Source organism: Sphaerisporangium viridialbum (assembly GCF_049674955.1).
Classification (GTDB): domain Bacteria; phylum Actinomycetota; class Actinomycetes; order Streptosporangiales; family Streptosporangiaceae; genus Sphaerisporangium; species Sphaerisporangium viridialbum.
Window position 1 is genome coordinate 1,100,346 of record NZ_CP187232.1, and the last position, 24,081, is coordinate 1,124,426.

25 protein-coding genes are annotated in these 24,081 nt (G+C 68.4%); 13 read left to right on the top strand and 12 right to left on the bottom strand.

Annotated elements, in window-relative coordinates:
• Positions 1-4 precede the first annotated feature (4 nt).
• The gene (locus ACOZ38_RS05165; protein WP_405144443.1) at positions 5-2,233 is read left to right on the top strand and encodes an ATP-binding SpoIIE family protein phosphatase; all 2,229 of its coding nucleotides are present in this window, start codon (positions 5-7) and stop codon (positions 2,231-2,233) included.
• 131 nt (positions 2,234-2,364) lie between these two features.
• Here ACOZ38_RS05165 and ACOZ38_RS05170 read toward each other — a convergent pair whose 3' ends face one another.
• Positions 2,365-2,541 (bottom strand): hypothetical protein, encoded by a 177-nt coding sequence (locus ACOZ38_RS05170; RefSeq protein WP_424529041.1) that lies wholly within the window; start codon positions 2,539-2,541, stop codon positions 2,365-2,367.
• A gap of 412 nt (positions 2,542-2,953) precedes the next feature.
• On the opposite strand from ACOZ38_RS05170, the gene ACOZ38_RS05175 reads away from it, so the two are divergent.
• The gene (locus ACOZ38_RS05175) at positions 2,954-3,733 is read left to right on the top strand and encodes an alpha/beta fold hydrolase (RefSeq protein ID WP_424529042.1); all 780 of its coding nucleotides are present in this window, start codon (positions 2,954-2,956) and stop codon (positions 3,731-3,733) included.
• 6 nt (positions 3,734-3,739) lie between these two features.
• Here ACOZ38_RS05175 and ACOZ38_RS05180 read toward each other — a convergent pair whose 3' ends face one another.
• Entirely contained in the window at positions 3,740-3,904 is a 165-nt protein-coding gene (locus ACOZ38_RS05180) for a hypothetical protein (RefSeq protein ID WP_405144475.1), read from the bottom strand.
• 172 nt (positions 3,905-4,076) lie between these two features.
• Complete coding sequence (locus tag ACOZ38_RS05185; protein ID WP_424529043.1) at positions 4,077-5,222, bottom strand: acyl-CoA dehydrogenase family protein; 1,146 nt, start codon at positions 5,220-5,222, stop codon at positions 4,077-4,079.
• 385 nt (positions 5,223-5,607) lie between these two features.
• Here ACOZ38_RS05185 and ACOZ38_RS05190 point away from each other — a divergent pair, with 385 nt between their 5' ends.
• Positions 5,608-6,834, top strand: coding sequence for a hypothetical protein (locus ACOZ38_RS05190; protein WP_424529044.1), 1,227 nt, complete (start codon positions 5,608-5,610; stop codon positions 6,832-6,834).
• A complete protein-coding gene (locus ACOZ38_RS05195; RefSeq protein WP_424529045.1) occupies positions 6,831-7,691 on the top strand; it encodes a class F sortase in 861 nt (286 codons plus the stop codon). The genes ACOZ38_RS05190 and ACOZ38_RS05195 overlap by 4 nt, the downstream gene beginning before the upstream one ends.
• A gap of 86 nt (positions 7,692-7,777) precedes the next feature.
• On the opposite strand, the gene ACOZ38_RS05200 is transcribed toward ACOZ38_RS05195, so the two are convergent.
• The gene (locus ACOZ38_RS05200; protein WP_424529046.1) at positions 7,778-9,208 is read right to left on the bottom strand and encodes a sensor histidine kinase; all 1,431 of its coding nucleotides are present in this window, start codon (positions 9,206-9,208) and stop codon (positions 7,778-7,780) included.
• 358 nt (positions 9,209-9,566) lie between these two features.
• Positions 9,567-10,145 carry a TetR/AcrR family transcriptional regulator gene (locus tag ACOZ38_RS05205; protein ID WP_424529047.1) on the bottom strand — a complete coding sequence of 193 codons (579 nt, stop codon included), beginning with the start codon at positions 10,143-10,145 and terminating at the stop codon, positions 9,567-9,569.
• Between the two features lie 107 nt (positions 10,146-10,252).
• Between ACOZ38_RS05205 and ACOZ38_RS05210 the strand changes: the two genes are divergently transcribed.
• Entirely contained in the window at positions 10,253-10,789 is a 537-nt protein-coding gene (locus ACOZ38_RS05210) for a hypothetical protein (RefSeq protein ID WP_424529048.1), read from the top strand.
• Between the two features lie 10 nt (positions 10,790-10,799).
• Here the strand turns inward: ACOZ38_RS05210 and ACOZ38_RS05215 are convergent, their stop codons facing one another.
• Positions 10,800-11,216 carry an ATP-binding protein gene (locus ACOZ38_RS05215; protein WP_424529049.1) on the bottom strand — a complete coding sequence of 139 codons (417 nt, stop codon included), beginning with the start codon at positions 11,214-11,216 and terminating at the stop codon, positions 10,800-10,802.
• 159 nt (positions 11,217-11,375) lie between these two features.
• On the opposite strand from ACOZ38_RS05215, the gene ACOZ38_RS05220 reads away from it, so the two are divergent.
• The 5 genes from ACOZ38_RS05220 (at position 11,376) to ACOZ38_RS05240 (ending at position 16,014) form a co-directional block, all read left to right on the top strand.
• The gene (locus ACOZ38_RS05220; protein WP_424529050.1) at positions 11,376-12,182 is read left to right on the top strand and encodes a helix-turn-helix domain-containing protein; all 807 of its coding nucleotides are present in this window, start codon (positions 11,376-11,378) and stop codon (positions 12,180-12,182) included.
• Entirely contained in the window at positions 12,173-12,400 is a 228-nt protein-coding gene (locus ACOZ38_RS05225) for a DUF397 domain-containing protein (RefSeq protein ID WP_424529051.1), read from the top strand. Before ACOZ38_RS05220 ends, ACOZ38_RS05225 begins: the two co-directional genes overlap by 10 nt.
• Positions 12,401-12,869: 469 nt before the next feature.
• Positions 12,870-13,820, top strand: coding sequence for a hypothetical protein (locus tag ACOZ38_RS05230; protein WP_424529052.1), 951 nt, complete (start codon positions 12,870-12,872; stop codon positions 13,818-13,820).
• Positions 13,821-13,890: 70 nt separating this feature from the next.
• A complete protein-coding gene (locus ACOZ38_RS05235; protein WP_424529053.1) occupies positions 13,891-14,730 on the top strand; it encodes a class F sortase in 840 nt (279 codons plus the stop codon).
• A gap of 138 nt (positions 14,731-14,868) precedes the next feature.
• Complete coding sequence (locus tag ACOZ38_RS05240) at positions 14,869-16,014, top strand: acetyl-CoA C-acetyltransferase (RefSeq protein ID WP_405144498.1); 1,146 nt, start codon at positions 14,869-14,871, stop codon at positions 16,012-16,014.
• Between the two features lie 110 nt (positions 16,015-16,124).
• On the opposite strand, the gene ACOZ38_RS05245 is transcribed toward ACOZ38_RS05240, so the two are convergent.
• From ACOZ38_RS05245 to ACOZ38_RS05265, 5 genes are all read right to left on the bottom strand, one after another.
• The gene (locus ACOZ38_RS05245) at positions 16,125-16,382 is read right to left on the bottom strand and encodes a hypothetical protein (protein ID WP_424529054.1); all 258 of its coding nucleotides are present in this window, start codon (positions 16,380-16,382) and stop codon (positions 16,125-16,127) included.
• 193 nt (positions 16,383-16,575) lie between these two features.
• A complete protein-coding gene (locus tag ACOZ38_RS05250) occupies positions 16,576-17,952 on the bottom strand; it encodes a sensor histidine kinase (RefSeq protein ID WP_424529055.1) in 1,377 nt (458 codons plus the stop codon).
• A gap of 34 nt (positions 17,953-17,986) precedes the next feature.
• A complete protein-coding gene (locus ACOZ38_RS05255) occupies positions 17,987-18,724 on the bottom strand; it encodes a response regulator transcription factor (RefSeq protein ID WP_405144504.1) in 738 nt (245 codons plus the stop codon).
• 11 nt (positions 18,725-18,735) lie between these two features.
• Positions 18,736-19,236 carry a hypothetical protein gene (locus ACOZ38_RS05260; protein WP_424529056.1) on the bottom strand — a complete coding sequence of 167 codons (501 nt, stop codon included), beginning with the start codon at positions 19,234-19,236 and terminating at the stop codon, positions 18,736-18,738.
• Between the two features lie 75 nt (positions 19,237-19,311).
• Positions 19,312-20,043 carry a class I SAM-dependent methyltransferase gene (locus tag ACOZ38_RS05265; RefSeq protein ID WP_405144508.1) on the bottom strand — a complete coding sequence of 244 codons (732 nt, stop codon included), beginning with the start codon at positions 20,041-20,043 and terminating at the stop codon, positions 19,312-19,314.
• Between the two features lie 130 nt (positions 20,044-20,173).
• Between ACOZ38_RS05265 and ACOZ38_RS05270 the strand changes: the two genes are divergently transcribed.
• Together ACOZ38_RS05270 and ACOZ38_RS05275 are read left to right on the top strand one after the other, a co-directional pair.
• On the top strand, positions 20,174-20,797 hold the full coding sequence (locus ACOZ38_RS05270; RefSeq protein ID WP_424529057.1) for an RNA polymerase sigma factor: 624 nt from the start codon (positions 20,174-20,176) through the stop codon (positions 20,795-20,797).
• The gene (locus tag ACOZ38_RS05275) at positions 20,784-21,518 is read left to right on the top strand and encodes a hypothetical protein (protein ID WP_424529058.1); all 735 of its coding nucleotides are present in this window, start codon (positions 20,784-20,786) and stop codon (positions 21,516-21,518) included. Before ACOZ38_RS05270 ends, ACOZ38_RS05275 begins: the two co-directional genes overlap by 14 nt.
• Here the strand turns inward: ACOZ38_RS05275 and ACOZ38_RS05280 are convergent.
• Positions 21,515-22,051, bottom strand: a complete 537-nt coding sequence (locus tag ACOZ38_RS05280; RefSeq protein ID WP_424529059.1) for a hypothetical protein — start codon at positions 22,049-22,051, stop codon at positions 21,515-21,517. The genes ACOZ38_RS05275 and ACOZ38_RS05280 overlap by 4 nt on opposite strands.
• A gap of 320 nt (positions 22,052-22,371) precedes the next feature.
• Here ACOZ38_RS05280 and ACOZ38_RS05285 point away from each other — a divergent pair, with 320 nt between their 5' ends.
• Positions 22,372-24,081: an RNA polymerase sigma factor gene (locus ACOZ38_RS05285; RefSeq protein ID WP_424529060.1), complete on the top strand. Its 1,710-nt coding sequence runs from the start codon at positions 22,372-22,374 to the stop codon at positions 24,079-24,081.

Sequence of the window (24,081 nt, forward strand, 5' to 3'; positions counted from 1 at the left end):
CCAGATGAAGCGATGGGGGGACCTTTCGCAGGATGCGGCCGATCATCTGACGCCCGAGTCGGTTCTCGACAACGCTGAGATGGCCGTGGTCGTCACCGACCGCTTCAGCAACGTGCTCTATTGGAACCCGTTCGCCGAGCGGCTCTTCGGCCGTCCCGACCGGCCGGCGGGTGTCGAGCAGACCGTTCTCTCCTTAGGCATCATGGAGAAGGACCACCCCCTCGCCGTCGAGCTGGCCAAGCACGTGCTCAAGGGCGGGGTCTGGGAGGGCACCTTCGACGTCGCCCGCGCCGACGGCACGATCATCTACGTCCGGGCGCAGGCGGTCCCCCTCCGTCACCCCTCCGGCTCCGTCACCGGCATCGTGATCACCGCCCGCGAGGCGATGCGCAGCAACGAGCGCGAGAAGGACCGCTTCGGCCTGCTTGAGCGCATCGGCGAGCGGCTCGCCAGCTCGCTGTACGTCGAGGAGACCCTCAACCGCGTCGCCGAGATGCTGGTGCCCCAGTTCGCCGACCACTGCTTCATCGAGCTCACCGAGGGAGACCGGCTCGTCCGCAAGGTCTCCACCCACGTCCAGGGGTGGACCCCTCCGGCCGGCACCTGGCGCCCCATCGGCTCCGAGATCCGTTATCCGGCCGGCCACTACGCCGAGATCGCCCTGCGCCGCCAGGAGACGATCATCGTCGAGGACTTCGCGCAGACCAGCTATCCCTCGCCGAGCGAGGAGAGCGCCAAGCTCTGCGGCGAGATCGGCATGACCTCCGCCATCGTGGCGCCGCTCTGCGCGCGTGGCGAGACCCTCGGCCTGATGTACCTCGGCCTGTCCAACCTCACCGACCGGCGCTCGCCGCACTACGACGCCTTCGACCGCGACTTCGTCGGCGCCATCGCCACCCGGGTCGCCATAGCGGTGGACAACGCCTTGCTGTTCGAGGAGGAGCGGCACACCGCCGAGTCCTTCCAGAAATACCTGCTCCCGCGCGAGCTGCCGCAGCTCGACGGCCTTGAGATCGCCGTCCGCTACTACCCGGCCGCGCCGCTCGCCTCCCACGGCCAGGGCATCCAGACCCAGGTCGGCGGCGACTGGTACGACGTGATCCCCCTCTCCGCCGGCCGGGTCGGCATCGTCATCGGCGACGTCGAGGGCCGGGGGGCCAAGGCGGCGGCGGTCATGGGCCAGCTCAGGGCCGCGCTGCGCGCCTTCGCCCAGGACGACAAGTCCCCGGCCGACATCCTGGCCAGGCTCAACGAGTGGACCCGCATCATCGCCGCGCCCGAGCGCGACGACTACGGCACCGACGTCAGCACCCCGCCCATCGTCACCTGCCAATATCTCGTGTACGACGCGTGGTCGCGGCAGCTCTCGTTCGCCAACGCGGGGCACTCGCCGCCCCTGCTGATCGTCGACGGCGTGGTGTCCGAGCTCGACATTCTCGAGGTGGGCCAGCCGCTCGGCGTCAACGCCAAGGGCGTGCACGCCGACCTGGTCTACAAGGAGGAGAGCCGGGTGCTCCCACCCGGCGCCGCGCTCCTGCTCTACACCGACGGCCTGGTCGACCGGCGGCCCGCGCGCGAGTCCGGCGAGGCGCCGCTGACCGACGAGCAGGTCCTGAGCGTCCTGTGCGAGGAGGTCGCCAAGGCCTCGGCCGACAGTGTCGAGCGCATCGCCGACGCCGCCACGGTGGCCGTTCCCGGTGAGATCGACGACGACATGGCGATCCTGGTGATCCGGTCGGCGGGCAAGGAGCTGAAGTTCGAGGAGCGCACGTTCCCCGCGCAGCCGATCATGGTCGGTGAGGCCCGGCGCATGGCGTCGGAGGCGTTCACCACCTGGGGGGTCCCAGAGGAGCGCTCCGAGCTGGCCTGCCTGCTCGTCTCCGAGGTCGTCACCAACGTCGTGCTCCACGCGGCCAGCGCCAGCGTCCCGCGCAGGGAGCTCGTGCTCGACGGCCCGCCCCTGCCGTTCGACGAGTCCTGGGATGTTCCCGGCTTCGACAACGAGATCGTCAACGAGAAGGAGTTCACGCTGCGGCTCCGCCGTGGCGAGGAGTCCATCTGGGTCGAGGTCTTCGACCAGGATCTCCGGCTGCCCCGCATCCGCAGCGCCGGCGAGAACGACGAGGGCGGCAGAGGCCTCTACCTCGTCGACCAACTCGCCCGCCGCTGGGGCTCCCGCCCCACCAAAGAAGGCAAAGCAGTCTGGTTCGAAATCCCCACCCGAGGCCGCTGACCCCCGCCGCTGGGGTAGCGGTCATCGGCCTGCCGTTAGGGGCTTGATCACAACCTCGCCATCGGGGGCTTGATGACCTACCTCGCCGTTGGGGGGTCTAGTGGTTGGGTGGGCAGCACTTGGTTCACCCGTCAGGGGCTTGGCGGGTGGGCTTTGGTGGGTGCTTCGTCCTGGGGTGATGGTTGGGGTCGGGTGGCGCCTCGCTCGTCGGTGGTGGGCGTCACCTGGCCGTTGGGGAGTTTGATCACCAGCTGGCCGTTGGCGGGCTTGATCGCAACCTCGCCGTTGGGAAAGGTCTTGATGGCCACCTCGCCATTGGGGGGCTTGAGCACAACCTCGCCATCGGGGGCTTGATGACCACCTACCTCGCCATTGGGGGGTCTAGTGGTTGGGTGGGCAGCACTTGGTTCACTCGTCAGGGGCTTGCCGGGTGGGCTTTTGGTGGGTGCTTCGTCCTGGGGTGATGGTTGGGGTCGGGTAGCGCCTCGCTCGTCGGTTGGGGTGGTGGGCGTCACCTGGCCGCTGGGGAGTTTGATCACCACCTGGCCGGTGGAGGTTTAATCACCACCTCGCCGTTGGTGGGGGTGTTGGGGTTGGGTGGGCAGCACTTGGTTCACCCGTCAGGGGCTTGACGGGTGGGCTTTGGCTTTCGTCGTGGACCTCCGGCGGCGGGGCGCCGCGTCAGTGACAGGGCTGGGAATGGGTGCTTGACTCGGGCGCATGGAACTGGCCTTCGAGCGGCGCGGCTCCGGGCCGCCACTGGTGCTGTTGCACGGCATAGGTCACCACTGGCAGGCCTGGGAGCCCGTCATCGACCTGCTCGCCACCTCGCGTGACGTCATCGCCGTGGACTTCCCCGGGTTCGGCGCCTCGCCTCCGCTGCCGCCCGGCGTGCCGTACAACCCCGAGACGCTCACCGACGCGGTGGAGTCCTTCTGCGCCCGACTCGGGGTGCGCGAGCCGCACGTGGCGGGGAACTCCCTCGGCGGCTACGTCGCGCTGACGCTGGCCGCCCGGGGCGCGGTCCGTTCGGCCACCGCGCTGTCACCCGCGGGCTTCTGGTCCGGCGCCGAGCCGGTGCTGGCGCGGGCGATCCTGCGGGGCATGCGGGGGCTCACCCGCTCGCTTCCCCCGGGGCGTACGGACTCGGTGGCGAGGTCCGCGGTGGGGCGTGCGCTGTCGGTGGGGCTGATCGTCGCCCACCCGTCGCGCATGTCCCCCGAGGCGGTGATCGCGGGTGGCCAGGCCCTCCGCGACGCGGCCGGCTTCGACGAGACGCTGGCCGCGTTCTCCTCGATCGCGCCTCCGGGACGGCCGAAGGCGCCTATCACGATCGCGTGGGGCGAGCACGACCGGTTGCTGCTCCGCCGGCAGGCCGTACGGGCGGCCAGGTGGTCGGAGCAGCGGGTCAAGCTGCTCAGGGGATGCGGGCACGTACCCATGAGCGACGACCCCCGGCTGGTCGCCCGGGTGCTGCTGGAGGGCAGCTCGCGTACGTGAGCGGCGTCAGCGCTGGGTCTGGGTGTAGAGGGCGAGCATCACGATGATGAACGTGATGACGACGCCGGTGTAGGCCACCGGGCCGAACCGCAGCGTCCGGCGGACGCGGTTCAGCACCCAGACGAACAAGAACGCCAGGAAGACCAGCAGGATCAGTCCGCCGTTGTCCATCGCCACCGCCTCCGGGAGCTTGCTCTCTGGAACCCGCTCTCGCCGGCCCGCCTGGGGATCCCGCGCCCGGGAGCCTCCGCTGACCAGTATGCGGCGGATCGCCGCCGCGCGCGGGAACGTGCGGCCAGCGAGCCGCAGTTTTCGCGAGCCGGCTTCGGGGGGTGCGAGTGGGTCAGAAGCCGAAGGAGCGGCCGATGATCTCCTTCATGATCTCGGTGGTGCCGCCGTAGATGGTCTGCACGCGGCTGTCCATCCACGCCTTGGCCACCGGGTACTCCGTCATGTAGCCGTATCCGCCGTGGAGCTGGAGGCAGCGGTCGATCACCTTCTGCTGGAGCTCGGTCGTCCACCACTTCGCCTTGGCGGCGTCCACGACCGTGAGTTCCTTGGCGTTGAGCGCCCGGATGCACTTGTCGACGTAGTGGCGGGCGATCTCCACCTCGGTCGCCAGCTCGGCGACGACGAAGCGGGTGTTCTGGAAGGCGCCGATGTTCCGGCCGAAGGCCTTGCGGGTCTTGCAGTACTCGATGGTGGTCTCCAGCACCGACTCGGCCGCCGCCACCGCCGCCACGGCGATCGACAGGCGCTCCTGCGGGAGGTTGTTCATGAGCTGGAAGAAGCCCTGGCCCTCCTCGTCGCCGAGCCGGTTCGCCATCGGGACGCGAACGTTCTCAAAGAACAGCTCGGCGGTGTCCTGCGCGTGCAGGCCGATCTTCTCCAGGTTGCGGCCACGGGAGAAGCCGTCCATGCCCCGCTCGACGACCAGCAGGGTGGTGCCGCGCGCCCCGGCCTCCGGGTCGGTCTTGGCGACGACCACCACGAGGTCGGAGTTGATGCCGTTCGTGATGAACGTCTTCTGCCCGTTGACGACGTAGTGGTCGCCGTCGCGCACGGCGGTGGTCCTGATGCCCTGCAGGTCGCTGCCCGCGCCCGGCTCCGTCATGCCGATGGCGGTGATCAGCTCGCCGGAGGCGAAGCCGGGCAGCCAGCGTTGCTTCTGCTCGTCGTTGGTGAGGTCGACGACGTACGGCGCCATGATGTCGTTGTGCAGGCCGAACCCGAGGCCGGTCGCGCCGATTCTCATGATCTCTTCGACGATGACCGTGTTGTAGCGGTAGTCGGTGATCCCGGCGCCGCCGTACTCCTCGGGGACCGAGAAGCCGAACATGCCGATCTCGCCGGCCTTCTTCCACACCTCGCGGGGGACGATCCCGTCCTTCTCCCACTGCTCGTGGTGGGGTACGACCTCACGGGTCATGAACTCGCGCACGGTCTCGCGGAAGAGCAGGTGCTCCTCCTCGAAGAGGTCTCGCTGCATTCGTTCCTCCTTGGGGGTACGCCCAACAGAATACGATTCTGGTCGTCAGGGGGGTATCTCGGGCTGGTCAGGTCGAGAGCCGGGTGCACGTAACAAATCAGCTACGTTCCGTGTGGATGACTTATCCGTAAGGTCGCCATAAGAGTTGAAAGTCATACGATCTACCTTCGGCCGTACGGCCACGGGGTGATCGGAGGCGATCTTGAACGGTTGGGGATCCAAAGTTCGTAGATCACTGGCAGCGGGGGTACTCGGCGCCTGCACGAGCGTAGTCATGCTCCCCGCCGCTCCTAGCTCGGCAGATACGGTCTACGACAACTACGAGTACACCTGCACAATGGGCCACCTACTTCCAGCAGGTACCTCGTTCCCGATTCAGGTACACGTGGCGACCCAGAAGACGGTTCGTGTTGGCGAACGCTTGCCGGTGGAATGGACGCTCAGCGCATCGCCCCTGAAGTCTTCAGCCAAGTTCAAAGCGGGTGGCCGACTTTCGGCAACCGGCACGGTCGATGTATCGGGCCTCTGGCAGGGGAAGCTGGACTCCACGGGCAGTAAGGACCAGGGTGAGCTGGCCCTTGGCGGTCCACTGGAGTTGCCGACCGCGATCTCAGGCTCGGTCTCCACTACCAAAGAAGGCAAGCTGTCGATCACGCCCAGAGACCTCGTCCTCGACTTCACTCCACCTGCAGAGACGATTGTCGTCAACGACACCAACGATCCGCGTGAGCAAGCCAGCCCTGGCACGCATGTGCACCCTCAAATCAGTTACGCGGGCGCGTGGGTGTACTCCAACAAGGATGTGCGGAAAGGGCTTGGCGACTACCAGGAAGACATCCACGCGACCGACGTGCCGACCAACACTGCGGTGGTCACGTTTGTTGGGACAGGTATTGAGTACTTCGCGGAGAAGGCCTCGAATCTAGGCAAGGTCGGGATCAAGGTTGACGACGAGCCGGCCGTCGAGGTCGATGCGTTGGACAACGACTCGCCTCCGTCCAAACCTCAGGCACAGCAGAGCTTGTGGTCAAAAAAGGGCTTGCCCTATCGCAGCCATACAGTGACCTTCACGAACCGGGGCCAAAGCGGGCAGTACATGGTCATTGACCGCTTCGACTTCATAACGGAGCAGCTGGCAGGGCCTCCATCGTCGGAATACTTCAAGACGACCTGCAAGTACGCTGGGCAGCCAAGGGCTGTGACCGTAGATGTTGTAGCTGCTTCTAGCGGTGATCAGTCGAACGACGGGAACAACAGCAACGGCGGGAACGGGCAGATCACTGATGGGGATGATTCGGCTCGGGGGGTGATTGTGCTTTCTGGTGGGGGGCAGGGGCATGGGGCTCCTACGGCTACGGCTACCGCCACCAAGACGGCCAAGCCCACGAAGACGGCCAAGCCCACGAAGACGTCCAAGGCCAGCAAGACTCCCCAGGTGCGCGTCACGCCGAAGGGCGGTGCGCACACAGGCGAGGCTCCAGGGCGCGACACCTCCGCACCGCTCCTGATCGGGTACGGCACCACGCTGGCGCTGGGCGGCGTCGTAGGCGGTCTCGCGTTGAGACGACGCCGGGCCGTACACGGGAGCGCTGATCGAGGAAGCCTCGGTTGAGCGGGTCGTTACCGCCCGGGCACGCGTCCTCGGGTGACGACGCCCCTCCCGCCCGCAGTCGTTGGACGGCCGCCCTGCTGCCCGTACTCCTGACCGTCGGATCCCTCGCCGGGATCGCTGTCGTGATGGTCGGCCTGCTGGCGTACCTGTCACCCTCGCAGGAGCCCGGATCAGCTGCCGGGACGGAGCCGACGCCGATGATCGCCCAGATGGCTCCGGTCGACGCCACGACGAACGCGTCCTCGGCGAACTCGTCCGCCGTCGACTCCGCTACCGATCCGGCGGCGGCCGGCTCGGCGACCGTGGGTCCCGGGGGAGTGGGTGTACCCCTGGTCGAGGCGGCGACCACGGCGCCACCGCCATCCCCCGCGGCCGTGCCGGTCACGCCGCTCGGCAAGTCGGCGCCCACCAGGATCCGGATCCCGGGGATCGGTGTGGACGCGCCGCTACGGTCCGTCGGGGTCGAGAAGAACGGGGAGATCGAGGTGCCGCCGCTCAGCCAGCCCAAGCTCGCGGGGTGGTACCGCCTCGGCCCGGCCCCGGGCGAGATGGGCCCGGCCGTGATCCTCGGGCATGTGAACACCACGCGGGGCCCCGCGGTGTTCAGCCGGCTGCGCGAGCTGAGGCGTGGCGACAAGATCACGGTGGTACGTGCGGACGGCTCCGCCGCGCAGTTCACGGTCGACGGTGCCGAGCAGGCGAGCAAGGACCGGTTCCCGACCAAGCGGGTGTACGGGCACGTCGACAGCCCAAGCCTGCGCCTGATCACCTGCGGCGGGGTCTTCAACCCACGAGCGCACAGCTACACCGACAACATCATCGTGTACGCGACGCTGTCGGCAGCCGCTCACGGCTGACGGCCGGCGGCGGAACCGCCCGGACACTTACCTTCGTGGAGCAAGATCCATCGTCAGGGGCGTCCACACCGCAGCGCACGGGAACCTCAACGTACGTAGCCGTACGCGTCATTGCGAGTTTGCGATCCGCATGGTCCCGTAGCGGTAGCCCGGCGATCCCCACCCATCAGCGGAAGCCGAATCACGAATCGGGCGCCTCTTGGCGAGTCTTCGATCCGAAGGGTTCCGCAGTGAGCGCTGATGATCGCGCGGCAGATGGAAAGGCCGAGCCCGCTGCCTCCGGGGTCGCGATGGTGTCCGTCACTGAGGCGGACGAAAGGTTCGAAGACGAGCTCGCGATCCTCCGGTGCGATGCCGTCACCGTCGTCTGTCACGGTGACAACGGCCTGGCCGTCCGAGCGTTCTACGGTGATCTCGACGCCGGCCTCGGCGTGCCGCTGTGCGTTGACCAGCAGGTTGTTCAGCGCTCTGATCAACTGCAGCTCGTTGCCGAGAACCTTCACCTCACCGCTGATGTGGGCTCGCACGGGCACCCCACGGACTCTGGCCGCCGCTTCCCTCTCCACCAGCGCGCCGAGGTCGACAGGCGCGGGTGCCTCAGGGACGGCGGTCCGTAGACGGGCGAGTGCCAGCAGATCGTCGATGATCGCCTGGAGTCTGCCGGTGGTGGACAGCGCGGCTTGAATCGTGTCGTGAGCATCCACGTCGCCCGGGTACAGCAGTGCCTCCTCAAGTTGTGTGTGCAGGCCGGCGACGGGGTTTCTGAGCTCATGGGAGACAACGGAGGCGAAGTTGCGTTGCTGCTCCACGGCTGCTTCGAGCCGGACGAGGGTTTGGTTGGTGGTGCGGGCGAGTTGCGCGATCTCGTCGTCGCCGGGAGGCTGGGGGAGCCTGAGGCTCAGGTCGCTCAGCGTGATCTGGGCCGTTCTTGTGCGGATGGCTTCCACTGGGCGCAGAGTGCGGCCCACCGCCCACCAGGTCGTCCACGCTATGAGGGCGGCGAGCAGCGCGATCGCGGCCGAGATGAACAGTTCGAGGCGGTGGGTGGCCAGGATCGTCGGCTGGCGCATTCCGGCGTAGACCACTGGGGAATCGGGGAGCCGGAGCCGGCCGGCCTCGGCGGGGGAGAGCCGGATGGCCGTGAGCAGGACGCACTCGCCGGCCGAGGAGCACTCGGTCAGATGTTCGATCCGGTCGTCGACAGGGGGACGAAGCGTGCTCAGTGGCGGCTTGCCGGACATAGGCCTGCTGGAGCCCACGATGCGGCCGTGGATGTCCACCACCTGGAGGAGGTTGACATGGCTCTTGGGCACCGTTCGGGAGACATCGCCGTACGCCATCGCCGATACCCACTCGGCGGCGACCCGCTGGGTTTCAGCGTAGACACGGGCCTGGACCTTGTAGCGGACGCTGATACCAACGACTCCGCCGATTGTTGTCAGAAAGACCAGCGACACCACTGTCGCAGCGATCGTGTAGCGCGCCCGAATCGAGCGCGGACGCAGCGAACGTGGCATGCTCCCTCCCTCCTGAAAGCGCGTGGTCGGCAACTGGCTCCTCGCCCGGTGCACGGCAGACATCGATCCCGATCGCAGAGTGATGTAGGCGCGGGACTCCGACCGGGACGCCGCTGAACTACGAGACGTCGATCGGTGATCACGGCTCGGTGCGCGCCGGTTGGGGCGCGGCGCGACGCATGGCGGCTGGCCGAGTTGGAGCCACCCGCCGACCAGGCTGGACAAAGTCGGCCGATGCCTGCCATGCGCTCACGCTAGCACCAAACTTGAACGATTCAAGTAAAGGAACCATCCAGGTTTCCCATGGTGGGATCTTCGTAAACTCGCAGGTGGGAGCGGTGGCGGCCGCCATCCGCGGTCACCGGCGGAGGTCTGGCTCCTCCCCCGTGAGGGGTTCGGCCGTGACCCGGAAGAGTTCGGCCAGGGCGTGGTCGACGATGTCGGCGGGGGTCGCTTGTATGACGCCGATCCGCAGCAGGGCGGCGATGCCGAGGTAGCTGCCGTACCCGGCGATCACGCGGCTCCTCGCCTCCTCCGGCGATTCGCCCAGCTCTTCCAGGATGGTCTGCATGTAGTCGATGCGGCGCGCGCTCACCCGCCGCGCCACGTCGGCGACGAACGGGTCCTCGGCCTCGGCGATCAGGCGGAAGGAGATCGCGGCCTGATCGTCTGAGAAGGCGAGCTCCAGCAGGGTGCGCATCCGCGCCGTCGGGTCGGCGATGCGCTGGAGCTTTTCGATGACCTTGTCCGTCTGGGCTTCCCACCGCCGCAGCGCGGCGTGGACCAGGGCCTGGCGATTGGCGAAGTGCCAGTAGAAACTGCCCTTCGAGACGCCCAGGCGTGCCGCGACCGGTTCCACGGCCACGGCCGAAAGGCCTCCCTCGGCCAGGGCGGCCAGCGCGGCCTTCGCCCAGTCATCCGCGTTCAACGCACCCACACCGCCAGCCTGCCATACGGTTGCGTATAGTCGAACCATACGCAACCGTATGGCAGGCCGATGATGGCCCCTCAAGCCCATCGATGGCCTGGATCGGGAGGTCCTTCGTGTCAACGCTGGCTGATCAGCTCATTCCGCGGCCGGACACCGTCACGCGGCACGCCATCGTGATCAACGCGTCCAGGGAGCGGGTCTGGGACGCCGCCGTCACCCTCAAGGTGAGCGACCTCAAGCTCGCCCGTCCGCTCCTCGCTGCCCGCGGTCTGGCATCCCGGCTTCGCAACGGGCATCCACAGCTGGACGTGGCGACCTTCACCGCACTGGCCGAGGTTCCGGGCCGGGAGCTCGTGCACGGCCTGGTCGGGCAGTGGTGGAAGCTGGGCGGCGCGGGCAACGTGCCCATCCGCTCCCGCGAGGCGTTCGAGGCGTTCGACCGGCCTGGGTACGCCAAGGGGACGTTCAGCGTGGAGCTCCAGGATGCCGGCCCCGAGCGGATCCGGCTGGTGACCGAGACCCGGGTGGTGGCCACGAGCCCGGACGCTCTTCGTGACTTTCGCCGCTACTGGATGTTCATCCGGTTCGGCAGTTCCCTGCTGAGGCGGGTGATGCTGGCGGCGGTCAAGGAACGCGCGACCGCTCGATGAGGGATTCGGCCTATCTCTCGGGCCACGCGGTGAGTTGGAACCATACCGACTTGCCGTGGGGGTGGAGGTTCCAGCCCCACTTGTGGGACAGGGTTTCGACGATGGCCAGTCCTCTGCCGGACGTCTCCATGTAATCGGCACTCCGCATATGGGGAACGGCTATGCAGGAGTCGTACACGTCCACGGTCATCAGCCGTCCGTCGCGGCCGACGGCGATTCGTACGGTGCTCGCGGCGGGAATCGTCATCGCCCCGTGAGTCAGCGCGTTCGTGACGACCTCCGAGGCGAGCAGTTCCGCGATATCCGGGACGTCGTGGGCGGCGTTCCAGTCGGCGGCGACGTCCCGTACGAAGCGACGGGTGGACGCGACGCATTTCAGGTCGCGCGGTATCCACTTCTGCGCCAGAAGAGCGGCGCGGTCGTCCATCCCACAGTGGTGCTCGGATGGCGTTACGTGAGTCCCCATGGTCCCAGTCATGCCCTCTCTCCTTGCTGCGTATTTCGCATGCCAAGAGTGTCGAGATGGGGCTACGCTCGGTAGGCGAACGATTACTAATAGGCAGCTTTGAATGTCGGACGCTGTTCGTTGAACCTCGGCGATTGGGGCACGATGGTCGATCAGTTCACACCCCAGGCCATTTGGGGCAGAGAGCTCCGCCATTACCGGCAGGCGGCAGGCCTTACACAGGCCCAGCTAGCCCAGAAGATCCACTTCAGCGAGGGCCTGATCAGCGGCGTCGAAACCGGCCAACTGCCTGCCAGCCCCGAGTTCGCCCAAGCATGTGACACCACGCTCACGACGGGAGGAGCCCTCCACCGGCTACTGGACTGGAGACGCGGCCAGGTCTTCCCCTCCTGGTTCGGAAAGTGGCGCGACAAAGAGCAGGCCGCAACGGTTCTCCGTGCCTACGAACCGATCTTGATTCCGGGTCTGCTGCAAACTCCTGAGTACGCCTCGGAAGTGCTGTACGGAGACCAAACTGCTGTGCAGGCTCGTATGGGCCGCCAGGAAATGCTGACTCGCACGGACACTCGGTCCCCCTTGCTGCGCTGCGTGATCGATGAGGCCGTGTTGCATCGGCTGATCGGAACTCCAGAGATCATGCGCCAGCAGCTAGAACACCTTGCCTCGATCATCACGTCGCGCGTCAGCGTCCAAGTGGTGCCTCTTGGCGGCATGCGGGCGGGCCTGGAAGCGGGATTCATAATCGCTACCCTCGAAGGCGGGAGCGAGATAGCTTATTTGGAAACCGCAGTACGTGGACTGGTCACTACTGAACGCGACGACCTGGCGGCAGCCGTAGAGAGATTCGAGGCCATCCGCATCGAGGCGTTGCCACTGCGCATGTCGATGGATCTCATCAAGAGAACGGCAGAGGAACGATGGACCTGAGTAACGCTACGTGGCGAAAGTCCAGTTATACGGGTAGCAACGGTGGAAACTGCGTTGAGGTCGCGGAGCTCACGGGTGTCACAGATGGCCCCGACAATGCTGAGCTGATCGCCGTACGTGACTCGAAGAACCCGGACGGTCCGAAGCTGTTCTTCACTCCCGCCGAGTGGGATGCCTTCCTCAACGGCGTCAAGGCCAGCGAGTTCGATCGCGAATAAGGTCACGGAGCCTTCGGTGGCCGGACGCTGGTGTTCGAGTCGCCCGTGCGGGGCGGCTCGAATCGTTCCGGCGGGCGTTACGGGTTGGTGAGCGGTCCGCTCGATCTGCTGCGTCGACTCCCGGCCGTCGATGGTCAGCCGGCCGCCGCCGTTGACCCATGGTCCCCAGCCACCCGACGCGTACGGCCCGGGGTGGCTCTGTCGGTGTATGGGGGTATTCGCGGGCCGAAGAACGGGGTCGGTAGGTTGCGATGAGTCACTGTCCAGGGCCTGAAATCGGACGCAAGGCTACTGCGGTCACACCGGCGTGCACGCAGAGCTATCGGCGGCCAGTGGTCGCCAAAGGTTCCGATAAAATTAAGTTGGTTATCTGCATGCCGCTGACCTGCGGTTATGTCTCCAAGAGGTGACGGGAACCCCCAAACCACAGCGAGCCGGGATGAAGCCTCCGTAGGATCTCTACTGAACTGTGACCAGAGACTGGGATCCTGATACGCCTGGCAAACCGGTCAACGCTGCTGAAATGGAGATATACGTGCTGAAGTCACAGGCACGCCGTCGCATCGCCACCAAGGCTGCCGTAGCCGGAGTCCTCAGCGCAGGCGTCTTGCTCGTCGGAGTTCCAGCAATCGCTGCCCTCACCGCCGTTGATGTCACTTACACCTGTGGATCAGCTGAATATGACTTCAATGTCGAGCTGATGTCACCCATTCCGGCGGCGACCCAAGGTGCTACTGCAACGTTGACCTGGAAGATCTTGCAGCCGACGGCCGCGGCTGCAAGTCCATTGCCGGCGGTGAGTTCTCTCCCTGCGACTGCCTCCAACAAGATCGTGCTGGAAGGAGACGTTGCCGTCTCCGGCACTCCAGTCGTTCCACAGCCCACAACGAAGAAGGCATCAGGTTCCGCCGTCCCCGCGGTTGACGTTGCGGAAGACGCAGCCGTGCCCCTACCGACGATGTTCGTGACGGTAATACCTACGGCTACCGGGCCTGTTGAGGTCAAGCCGGACAAGTTCCTCCTCAAGGTGGTACCGACGGCTGCCGCAAGCCCGACGGCTACTTGGTACACCTGTACGCCGAAAACCACTGCGGAGGCGGCTGCGGCTGCGATCAAGTTCACTGTCGCGCCTTCCGCTGCAGCGACATCGCCCACTCCGACGCCGTCTGAAACACCTTCTTCAACACCGTCAGAGACCCCCACCACGACGACTCCCAAGCCGACCCACACCGTCTACGAGACGGTGACCAACAAGCCGTCCCAGCAGGTCACCAGGAAGCCTGGTGGTGGTGCTGCTACCGGTGGTGGTGGGGACGTGGGGCCTGATGGGCGGATGTTCGTGATGGTCGGTACGGTTCTGGTGCTCGGGGCCGGAGTGGGCGGGCTCATGATGCGCCGCCGGCGTCCGAACCGGGGCTGACCGGAGGCCCGGGGTGACGATGCCGCCCGAATATCCGCCGCCGGAAGGCCATGACGGATATCCACAGCCTGTGCACGGCCAGCCGTACATGCCGCAGGTGTACTACCAGTACGCACACCCCGGTCAGTACCCCGGCGGCCACTGGGAGCAGCCGAAGCCGGAGGTGGACCGCGGGCAGATCATGCGCGCCGTTCTCATCCTGGCCGCCGTTGCCGGGGTGGTCACGGTAGTCGTGGGAATGCTGCTCATGACGGGCTCGCCCGAGGAGTACGGCATGACCGGGGCCCGTACGCCGCTCAAGATCCAGGCGCAGCCGCCCGCCGGCCAGGCCTTCGCGCCGTCGGTCGGACCGGGCGGCCCGGGACAGCCGCTGACCCAGGCCGACCCGACGGCACCGCCCCCCGTGCCCTCGCTGCCCCCGGCGCCCGCGATGCAGCCGTCGACCCCCAAGCGGCTGATCATCAAGAAGCTCGGCATCAACGCGCCCATCAAGCCGGTCGGCACCGACAAGAAGGGCGCGATCGAGACCCCGCCGATCAACAACCCGAACCTCGTCGGCTGGTACCAGCACGGCCCGACGCCGGGACAGGCGGGCCCGGCCGTGATGCTCGGCCACAAGGACACGACCTCCCGCGCGGCCGTGTTCGAGCGGCTGCACGAGCTGCAGTACGGCGACACGATCGAGGTCACCCGCATGGACGGCACGATCGCGATCTTCACCGTGGGCGGCATCGAGCAGGCGGACAAGCAGACGTTCCCGACCAACCGCGTGTACGGCAACGCCGACGCGGCGGAACTGCGCCTGATCACTTGTGGCGGCACCTACAACCGCACCACCGGCCACTACGTGGACAACGTCATCGTCTACGCGAGGATGACCAGCACCGGGAAGAGCTCCTCCCGTAGCTGACCGGTCCGCCGAGCCGACCGGCCGTGGTCACCACGGGGCCGTGACGCGACCCTCACATTCACGGAGGATTATTCTGTTGTAACCTCGTATAGACCGAACATTGCTCGGTTTCATCCGGGACGGAACCCAGGAGGCACTGTGGCAGAGGCGTACATCGTCGGGGCGGTCCGTACCCCGGTCGGAAAGAAGAAGGGCGGCCTGTCCACCGTCCACCCCACTGACCTCGCCGCTCACGCCCTCAAGGCCCTGGTGGACCGTACGGGCGTGGACCCCTCGGCGGTCGAAGACGTGATCATGGGCTGCGTCATGCAGTTCGGCCCGCAGAGCATGGACATCGCGCGCAACGCGTGGCTGTCGGCGGGCCTCCCTGAGACCGTCGCGGGCGTCACGATCGACCGGCAGTGCGGCTCGTCGCAGCAGTCGATCCACTTCGCGGCCCAGGGCGTCATGTCCGGCACCCAGGACCTCGTGGTCGCGGCCGGCGTCGAGTCGATGAGCATCGTCCCCATGGGGTCGAGCATCACCGCCGCGCTGGAGAAGGGCATGCCCTTCCCCTTCGGCGACAAATGGGTCGAGCGGTACGGCAAGCAGGAGATCTCGCAGTTCCGCGGCGCGGAGCTGATGTGCGAGAAGTGGGGCCTCAAGCGCGACGAGCTGGAGCGGTTCGCGTACGAGAGCCACCAGCGCGCCGCCAAGGCCATCGCCAACGGCTACTTCAGGGACCAGATCGCCCCGATCAACGGAGTCGAGGACGACGAGGGACCCCGGCCGGACACCACGCTGGAGAAGATGGCCGGGCTGAAGACGCTGCGCGACGGCGGCCAGATCACGGCGGCCACCTCCTCGCAGATCTCGGACGGCTCGGGCGCGCTGCTGATCGCGTCGGAGCAGGCGGTCAGGGACCACGGCCTGACGCCGAGGGCGCGCATCGTCACCCTCGCGCTGACCGGCGACGACCCGGTCTACATGCTCACCGCGCCGATTCCCGCGACACGCAAGGCGCTGGACAAGGCCGGGCTGTCGATCGACGACATCGACGCGATCGAGATCAACGAGGCGTTCGCGCCGGTCCCGCTGGCCTGGCTCAAGGAGATCGGCGCCGACCCGGCGAAGACCAACCCGAACGGCGGAGCCATCGCGCTCGGCCACCCGCTCGGCGGCACGGGCGCCATCCTCATGACCAAGCTGCTGCACGAGCTGGAGCGCACGGGCGGCCGTTATGGCCTGCAGACCATGTGCGAGGGCGGCGGCCAGGCCAACGTCACCATCATCGAGCGCCTCTGACCGGTGGCTCCAGCGTTGAGAGACGGCGGTGGCCCGCCCCGGGAAGGAGGGGCGGGGCACCGCCGTTTCCCGCGGTGTCCCCAAGGCCCGGGGACACCTCGGTGAGCCGGTCAGCGACCCTTCGGCTGGCGCCGAGGCGGCGTCACACGCCGTACGGGCGCGGGCGGCACCGGGATCCGGCGGGGAGCCGGAGGCAGTTGCCGCTCGGGCTGCGAAGAGCCCTGGATGGCGCCCGGCTGGATGACCGGCTGCGGAAAGCCCGCTTGGAGCCCCGGCAGGGAAAAGCCGGGCTCGGGAAGTGATGCCTTGGTGTCCTCAGTGGCCTGATCGGCCTTGGTGGCCGTATTTCGGCTGAAACGTGCACGCATATAAGTCTCCTCGCAGATGGCGACGCGGCAGGGAACTCATGCCGGTCGGGAGCCTCAGCCGCCGCGTCTAGATGGACGGGACCAGAGAGCTGAGAGCCAGCGGATCAGTCACCACGGACTGATCGACGCTGTCATCAGAGGAAAATGCGCATGAACCGAAGGTACGAGCCCGGCCCCCGACGGCACAACTCATTTATCGACCGTCGCGGTAGGGGTGTCGAGAAGGCGTGGGCATGTCGGGCAGCTCCACGCGCACCACGGTGCCTCTGCCCGGCAGCGAGCGGAGGGTTGCCTGGCCGCCGTGGGCGATGGCTATGGCCTGGACGATCGCGAGGCCGAGGCCGCTGCCGTCTCCGGGGGAGGCGTGGTGGAACCGGTCGAAGGCCAGCGCCGCGTTCTCGGGGGACATGCCCGGCCCGTTGTCCGCCACCTCCAGGACCACCGGAGGCGCGAGCCGTACCGTGACCGAGGTGCCGGGCGGGGTGTGCGTGCGGACGTTGGCGAGCAGGTTGACCAGCACCTGGCGGATCCTGGCCTCGTCCACGACGGCGACTATCCTGTCCGGCGCCTCGACGGCCACCGGGTGGTCGGGGTTGAGCGCGGTGAAGTCGTCGGCCACCTCCATGGCCACCGCCGTCAGGTCGACGGGTGCCATGGCGAGCGGCGTGCCCTTGTCCAGGCGGGCCAGCTCCAGCAGCTCGGAGACGAGCCGTGTCATGCGCGTCGCCTCGTCCTCGATGCGGCGCATGACCTGCGGCACCTCCTCGTCCGGTATGGCCCCCTGGCGGTACAGCTCGGCGTACCCGTGGATCGTGGTCAGCGGGTTGCGCAGCTCGTGGGAGGCGTCGGCGGCGAACCGGCGCACGCGTTCCTCCGACGCCCAGCGGGCCGCGAACGCGTCCTGGATCCGGGTCAGCATGAGGTTGATCGTCGAGCCGAGGCGCCCGGCCTCCGACTTGCCCTCCGGCATGCGCGCGGACAGGTCGCCGCCCTCGGCGACGAGCCGCGCGGTGCTCGCCATCCGCGACAGCGGAGCGAGCCCCTTGCCGATCAGCGACCTGCCGAGCAGCACGAGCAGGGCCATCAGCACGGCAGCGGTGATGATCTCGGTGACGATCAGGCGCCGTATCGAGTCCCTGACCTCGTCGAGCGGCACGGCGACGACCACGATGCGATCGCCTACGGTCATCCGGGCCGCCGCCGCCCTGAGGCGGTCGGTGAGGGTGAACGCCCTGCCGCCGGCCGCCAGCCGTCCGAGTGCGGCGGCGCCCATCCGCTCCAGCGTCGCGGGGACGCTCGCGGCCTCGGGATCGTCCCCCGAGATCAGCTTTCCGCGCGCCGTGGTGAGGTTGAGCACCGCCACCGCGTACGTCGGGCTGGCGTTCACCAGCGCGATGTTGGACGCCCGTACGAGCCGGGCGGCGGAGACCTGCGCGGTGGCGGTGAGCGTCCCGTCCGTACGGTCGAGCATGTGCCCGTGGAGCACGATGACGCTGACGAGGGACAGCGCGGCCAGGCCGACGGCCGTGACGGACAGCAGACCGGCGAGGAGTCGTCCGCTGAGCGTCATTGGACGGCCGTGGCGCTGGGTGTCATCGGGAAGCTCAGCGCTCGGCGTCGGAGGCGGGAGAGGGACGCAGGGCGTACCCCACACCTCGCTGGGTGTGGATCAGCGACGGCCCGAGGGGGTCGAGCTTGCGCCGCAGGTAGGAGATGTAGGTCTCCACGACCTGCGACTGGGTGCCGAAGCCCCACACGTTCTCCAGGAGCTGCGCCTTGGTCAGCACCTGGCCGGGGTGCCGCATCAGGAAGGCCAGGAGCCTGAACTCGGTGGGCGACAGCTCGACCGGCGTGCCGCCCCGCCGCACCTCCCAGCGGGCCTCGTCGAGCTCCAGGTCGGACACGGTCAGCACCGCCTGGTCGGCCGCGACCAGGGCGGAGTCCGCGCTGGACTCGCCCCGGCGGCTACGCCTCAGCACGGCCCGCGCCCGGGCCACCAGCGCCTCCACCAGGAACGGCTTGGTGACGTAGTCGTCGCCGCCCAGCGTGAGGCCGTGCACGGTGTCGGCCGGGGCGTCGCGCGCCGTCAGGAAGATGACCGGTACGTCGTCTCCCTGGGCGCGCAACCGCCGGCACAGCTCGAACCCGTCCAGATCGGGAAGCATCACGTCCAGCACGAGGAGGTCGGGTGCCCCCGACCGCGCGAGCTCCAGCGCCTCGTACCCGCGCGAGGCGCTCACCACCTCGAACCCGTGGAACCGGAGCGCGACACCCACCAGATCGCGGATGTTGCGCTCGTCGTCGACGACGAGGACCCGTGGCTTGTCTGTCTGGTCGCTCATGCGTCCTTCGATCACTCCTTGGAGCGTTTGGGGACCACGACTCCCTGCGCGGTGCGGGCGTCGCCGTTCGGCTGTCCCAGGACGAAGACGTTATCGCCCGTCGCGACCGCCGACGAGGTGGACTTGGCGCCATTCTTCCGGATTTTGGTGTCGGCGTTCACGGTCCAGGTCCAGCTCACGCCGTCGGCGCTCCTGACGGTGAGCGAGGTGGCCGACGCGGCGGTCACGTCGCCGCGCTGCCAGGTGTAGGTGGCGAAGTCGCCGCGCGCGCGGACGGTGGCCTCCCCGTGGACGCCGATGAGGCTACGGCGGATGCCGACGCGCAGCCTCGGGTCGCCCTTCGGCGCCTGGGTGAGGGCGACGGCCTCGTCCGCGGCGGAGTCGGCCGACAGCAGCTCGTACGGAACGCCGGCGGGCCCGGCCTGGCGCGCCACGGCGACGCCGCCGAAGGCCCCCACGGTCAGAGCGCCGGCCAGCGCACCGCCGATCAGCACCTTGGATAGGTTTCTCATGTGCTCAGATCACCTCCCCGGGCTAGGAGAAGTGACAGGAAACCCTGAGATATCCCGGTGAACGGGAACCGGGTGCTAGCCGGGGACGCGGGCGACGCAGAAGACGGTCTGGCCGAAGGGCGGGCGGACGAACCGCTCGATGAACCTGGTGGCCGGCACCACCGTGCGGTCGTAGATCTTGACCAGGCGCGGGTCGGGATAGCCGACGCCGCCGCGGCGCACGGCCGCCCACCAGGCGATGCCGCCCAGGAAGTTGATCGGCTTGAGCACGTCGGCCTTCAGCCCCGCCTCGGCGACGGTCTTGCCGAGAGTGGTGGGCGTGTAGCGGGTGACGTGGCCGACCTTGCGGTCGAAGTCGCCATAAAGCTGCATGTAGCCGGGCACCCAGATGATGATGCGACCGCCGGGCTGGGTGACCCGCGCCAGGGAGCGCAGCGCCTCGACGTCCTCCTCGATGTGCTCAAGGACGTTCATCAGGACGACGGTGTCGACCGGGTCCGCGAGCGGGATGTCGGTGGGGAGGCCGAACCGCAGCACGTCGATGTCGTCGCGGCCCTCGAAGCGCTTGCCGAGCTGCTCGACGCAGTAGGGATCGAAGTCGCTGACCACGAGCCGGTCGAGGCGCGGCAGGAACTGCTCGGCGAAGTGGCCGAGACCCGAACCGATCTCCAGCATCGACCTGCCGACGTGCGGGGCGACCATGTCGAACTCGTACTGCCGGTAGTTCTTGGCCTCGTCGCCGCCGAGGTGGTTCTCCAAGGCCTCGTCACCGGCCGCCGGTTGCACCACGCGGTCATACCCAGACATGCGTCCCCGCCCAGCTTCGCTCACTCAAAAACCGCGGTCCTCGGGGACCACGGCCACGGATGGGCACCGAGTCTAGCCGTCCCGCTCCGCGAGGGCCCCAACTTCCCGGCGAGCCGAGCCTGAAACAACGGTGACCAACCCCTTGCACATCCTTTGCGGAAAAGGCCGATGGAAACTACCTTTTGTCGCTGAAGGATCAGTCAAGGAGCCCCCAACGGACGACGACGAGGCGATAACCCGGTCCCTGGCCGGAGACCTCGCCGCCTACGAGGTGCTGGTCGCGCGCTACAGCGCGGTGGCGCATCGTACGGCCGCGCTCCTCGGCGCGGGGGACGAGGCCGAGGACGTCGTCCAGGAGGCCTTCGTCAAGGCGTTCCGGCATCTGGCGGGGTTCCGGCGGGAGGCGGCCTTCAAGCCGTGGCTGCTCCGCATCGTGGCCAACGAGACCCATACGATGACCCGCTCGCGCGGGCGCCGTACCGACCTCGCGCTGAAGATCGGCGCCGAGCCCGAGCTCCGGGCCCCCGAAGATCCCGAGGGCGCCGCGATCGCCACCGACCGGCGCTCCCGGCTCCTGGACGCCGTACGTACTCTGCCCGAGAGGGAACGTCAGGCGGTGGTCTGCCGGTACTTCCTTCAGTTGACCGAGGCGGAGACCGCCGAGGTCCTCGGGTGCCCGCTCGGCTCGGTGAAGTCCCGGACGTTCCGAGGGCTGGCCAAGTTGCGGAAGGAGGTGGGCGATGAACTCTCCTGACGACCTGGAGGCCGAGCTGCGAGCGCTCGGCGAGGCCCTCGGCGCCCCCGCTCCGCCCCCCGCCGACGTGGCGCGAGCCGTACGAGCCCGCCTTGAGCGACCCGAGCCCTCGCCCGACGCGAGCCCGGCGCGGCGGCGCGGGCCGAGGTGGCGGTGGGTCACCGCCGGGGTCGCGGCCTGCCTGGCGGTACTGCTCGGGTTCACCCCGCAGGGCCAGGCCGCGGTGGCGCACGTCCTGCGGTTCGCGGGCGTCGAGATCCACGCCGGTGAGCCGGGGCCGATGCCGTCCGGAGTGCCCGGCCCGCTGCCCGGTGAGAAGCGCGTCTCGCTCGACACGGCGCGGAGGACGGCGAAGTTCCCCGTCCTGGTGCCCGCCGAGCTCGGTGATCCGGACGACGTCCGGGTGATCGAGGGAGGCCGCGTGGTCTCGATGTTCTGGCCCGGGGTGCGGCTGGACGCCTACGACGGGGTGCTGAGCGTCGTCTGGCGCAAGGACCTCGGCGAGCCGTGGCCGCAGGAGGTCCTGATCGGCTCGTCGCCGGGCTGGTGGATCGCCGGCCCGCACGGCCTGACGTACATCCCGCGCGTCGGCGGTACGGCCCAGAACCTCGCGCGCCGGGCGGGCCCCACGCTGATCTGGCAGCGTCCCACGGTCGCCTACCGCCTGGAAGGCCCCTCCGACCTGAGCCGCGCCCAGAAGATCGCGGAGTCGATCCGCTAGGTGCCGGGTGGCGGTGGGGGGAGGGTCGGGCCGGTTTCGGGGTCGGTGGTGGGGTTCGCGGGGGGTTTCTGGGTTGGCTTGGCGGAGGAGGGCGGCGGCGGGGGAGCCGTGGGCCCGGTCTGGGACACAGGGGTCTTGCGCGGCTTGGCGGTCTTGGTCGGCGCGGGCGACTTCGAGGGCGCGCGTGAGGCCGCAGGCGGGGGCGGGGGCAGCGCCGTCCGGCGGCTGGACGGCGGGGCGGAGGGGAGGGCCGGGGGCGCGGTCTTCTTCGTGCGGCGTGGCGCGGGCTCGGTGGCGGGCGGCGGCGGGGGCGACTCCACGCCGATGGACAGGTCGGCGGGGGACGACTTGGGACTGCCGTGGGCACTGGCGCTCTGGATCGCGGCAGGGGATTCGGAGCCGCCGCCGGAGGGGCCCGGCCAGGCGAACCAGATGCCGGCTCCCACCGCCGCCACCAGGGTCAGGCCGATGAGGATGGGACCGCGCCGGTCATAACCGAGCCGGCGCCGGGTCGGCTCGTCGTCATCGTCCATATCGATCGAGGTCTCCCACGTGCGCCATCGGTCTGCCCGCGGACCGTTTCCGGTGCTGGAATCTTTGGCATACGGCGGACGACGTCGCGGTGAAGGCTCATCCCAGTTCTCTCGCACGATGCTGGTCTCCGGGGCGGGGTCGACGTCTGCTGCACATCGCGACGATCGTCACTACTTGTGCATTCATGTGTGGGTAAAGACCACTAGGCAGTCAACAGAGTATAGAAGTTTGTTATGTAACAAAAGTGATATGAGAAGCTTGCCCTTCCTCCCGTATATTTCTGACTGCTTTGCTAGTACCGGATTTATCATTTGCAACTATGTCAGGAGAGCTGAGCCCCGTGCTGAGGAGGGATGATCCCGCCGCGCTGGAGCGACTGTGCCGCGAGTACGGTGACCATCTCTACGACTACTGCCAGTCCCTGCTCGACGACGAGGACGCTCTCAGCGCGACGGTGGGGGCCCTTTACGGGGCCGTCGCCCACACCGACCGGCTGTACGACGCGACACGGCTGCGCGCCTGGCTGTACGCCCTGGCCCGCGCCGAGGCCCAGTCGCGGCTCGCCGGGGTGGCGCACAAGGGCTCGTACGCCAGGCAGGGTCGCGGAGGCTCGCCCGAGCTGGCCGTCGAGGTGCTCGCCTGCCTGGAGCCGCGCGAGCGCGAGATCCTCGACCTGACACTGCGCCACGGCCTCAAGGCCGACGAGGTGGCCAGGGTCCTCGACATCTCGGTGGACTCCGTGGAGTCGGCCGCGCGCCTCGGCAGGCGCCACGCCGAGCAGTGGCTGGCCGCCGTCATGGACGCCAGGAGCCCGAGCCCGAAGTGCTCGGTCTTACCCGGCCTGGTGAAGTCGTGGGCCGACTCGCCGACGCGACTGTTACGCGCCCACATCAGCAAGCACGTCCGTTCCTGCAAGGACTGCCAGACCGCGACGTCCGGGGTCACGATCACCGCCCTGATGACGCGCATGCCGATCCTCGCCAGCCCCGCCCCCTCCGAGCGGCTCTTCGCCGGAGCCGACGCCTCGTTCACCGCGGCCGAGACGCGCACCGAGAGCTGGCACCCCGACGGTTTCCCCGTTCAGCCCGACGTCCTGGAGGACCCGCCCCCGCCCGAGGCGCCGCTGACGGTGGAGGAGGGCTTCACCCCCGAGCGGCCCGACGGCGCCAAGCCGCCCACGGAGTTCTGGGAGCCCGACCCCGAGGCCGACGACCCCGAGAGCCGCATCCGGTGGGGACGCGTCGGCCTGGTGACGCTGGTGTCCGTGGCCTCCACGGCGGCGATCTGGTCGCTGGTCTTCAGCCCCGGCGGCACCGACAAGCCGGTCGACGTCGAGGCCGCGGGCGGCACGGTCTTCGTGACGCCGGGCGACTCGCTGCCGCCCCTGGTCGACTCCCCGCCCCCGCCGCCCCCCGGTGGTACGAGCGCACCGGTCACCGCGGTGCCGAGCCGGGTCGGCGCCACCCGGCCGGGTGTGGCCCAGCCGACCGTGTCGGTGCCGGTGGTCCCGCCGCCGGCCAGCTCCCACCCCACGGCGACGCCGACCAAGACCAGGCGCGCTGACCCGCCCTCCAACAACGACGGGCCCAACGACCCTCCGCCGCCGCCCAAGACGTCGCGGCCGACGGACTCGTCATCGCCCAAGTCGTCGCCGAAGGAGAGCTCCCAGCCCCAGACGAAGCAGACCACCGCGGCTCCGCCCCCTCCGCCGCCGCCCCCGCCCCCCCCGTCCTTCGCCGCGTCCAGCACCTCGATCAACGTGGGCTCGAACTACGAGGGCTCTGTGTCGGTGCGCTCCGGCGTGGGGGCGATCAGCTGGCAGGCGATAGGCAGGGACATCATCACCTCTCCCGGCAGCGGCAGCACCGGGAGCGGTCAGAGCTCGACGATCCAGTTCACGGTGAAGGGATCGGTCGCATGCGGCCAGACCGGAGAGGCGTACATGTCCATCTCCTGGTCGGGCGACAACCAAGGCACCAAAGGCTCCGGAACCATCGGGGTGAACATCACCTACACGAAGTCCTGCTAG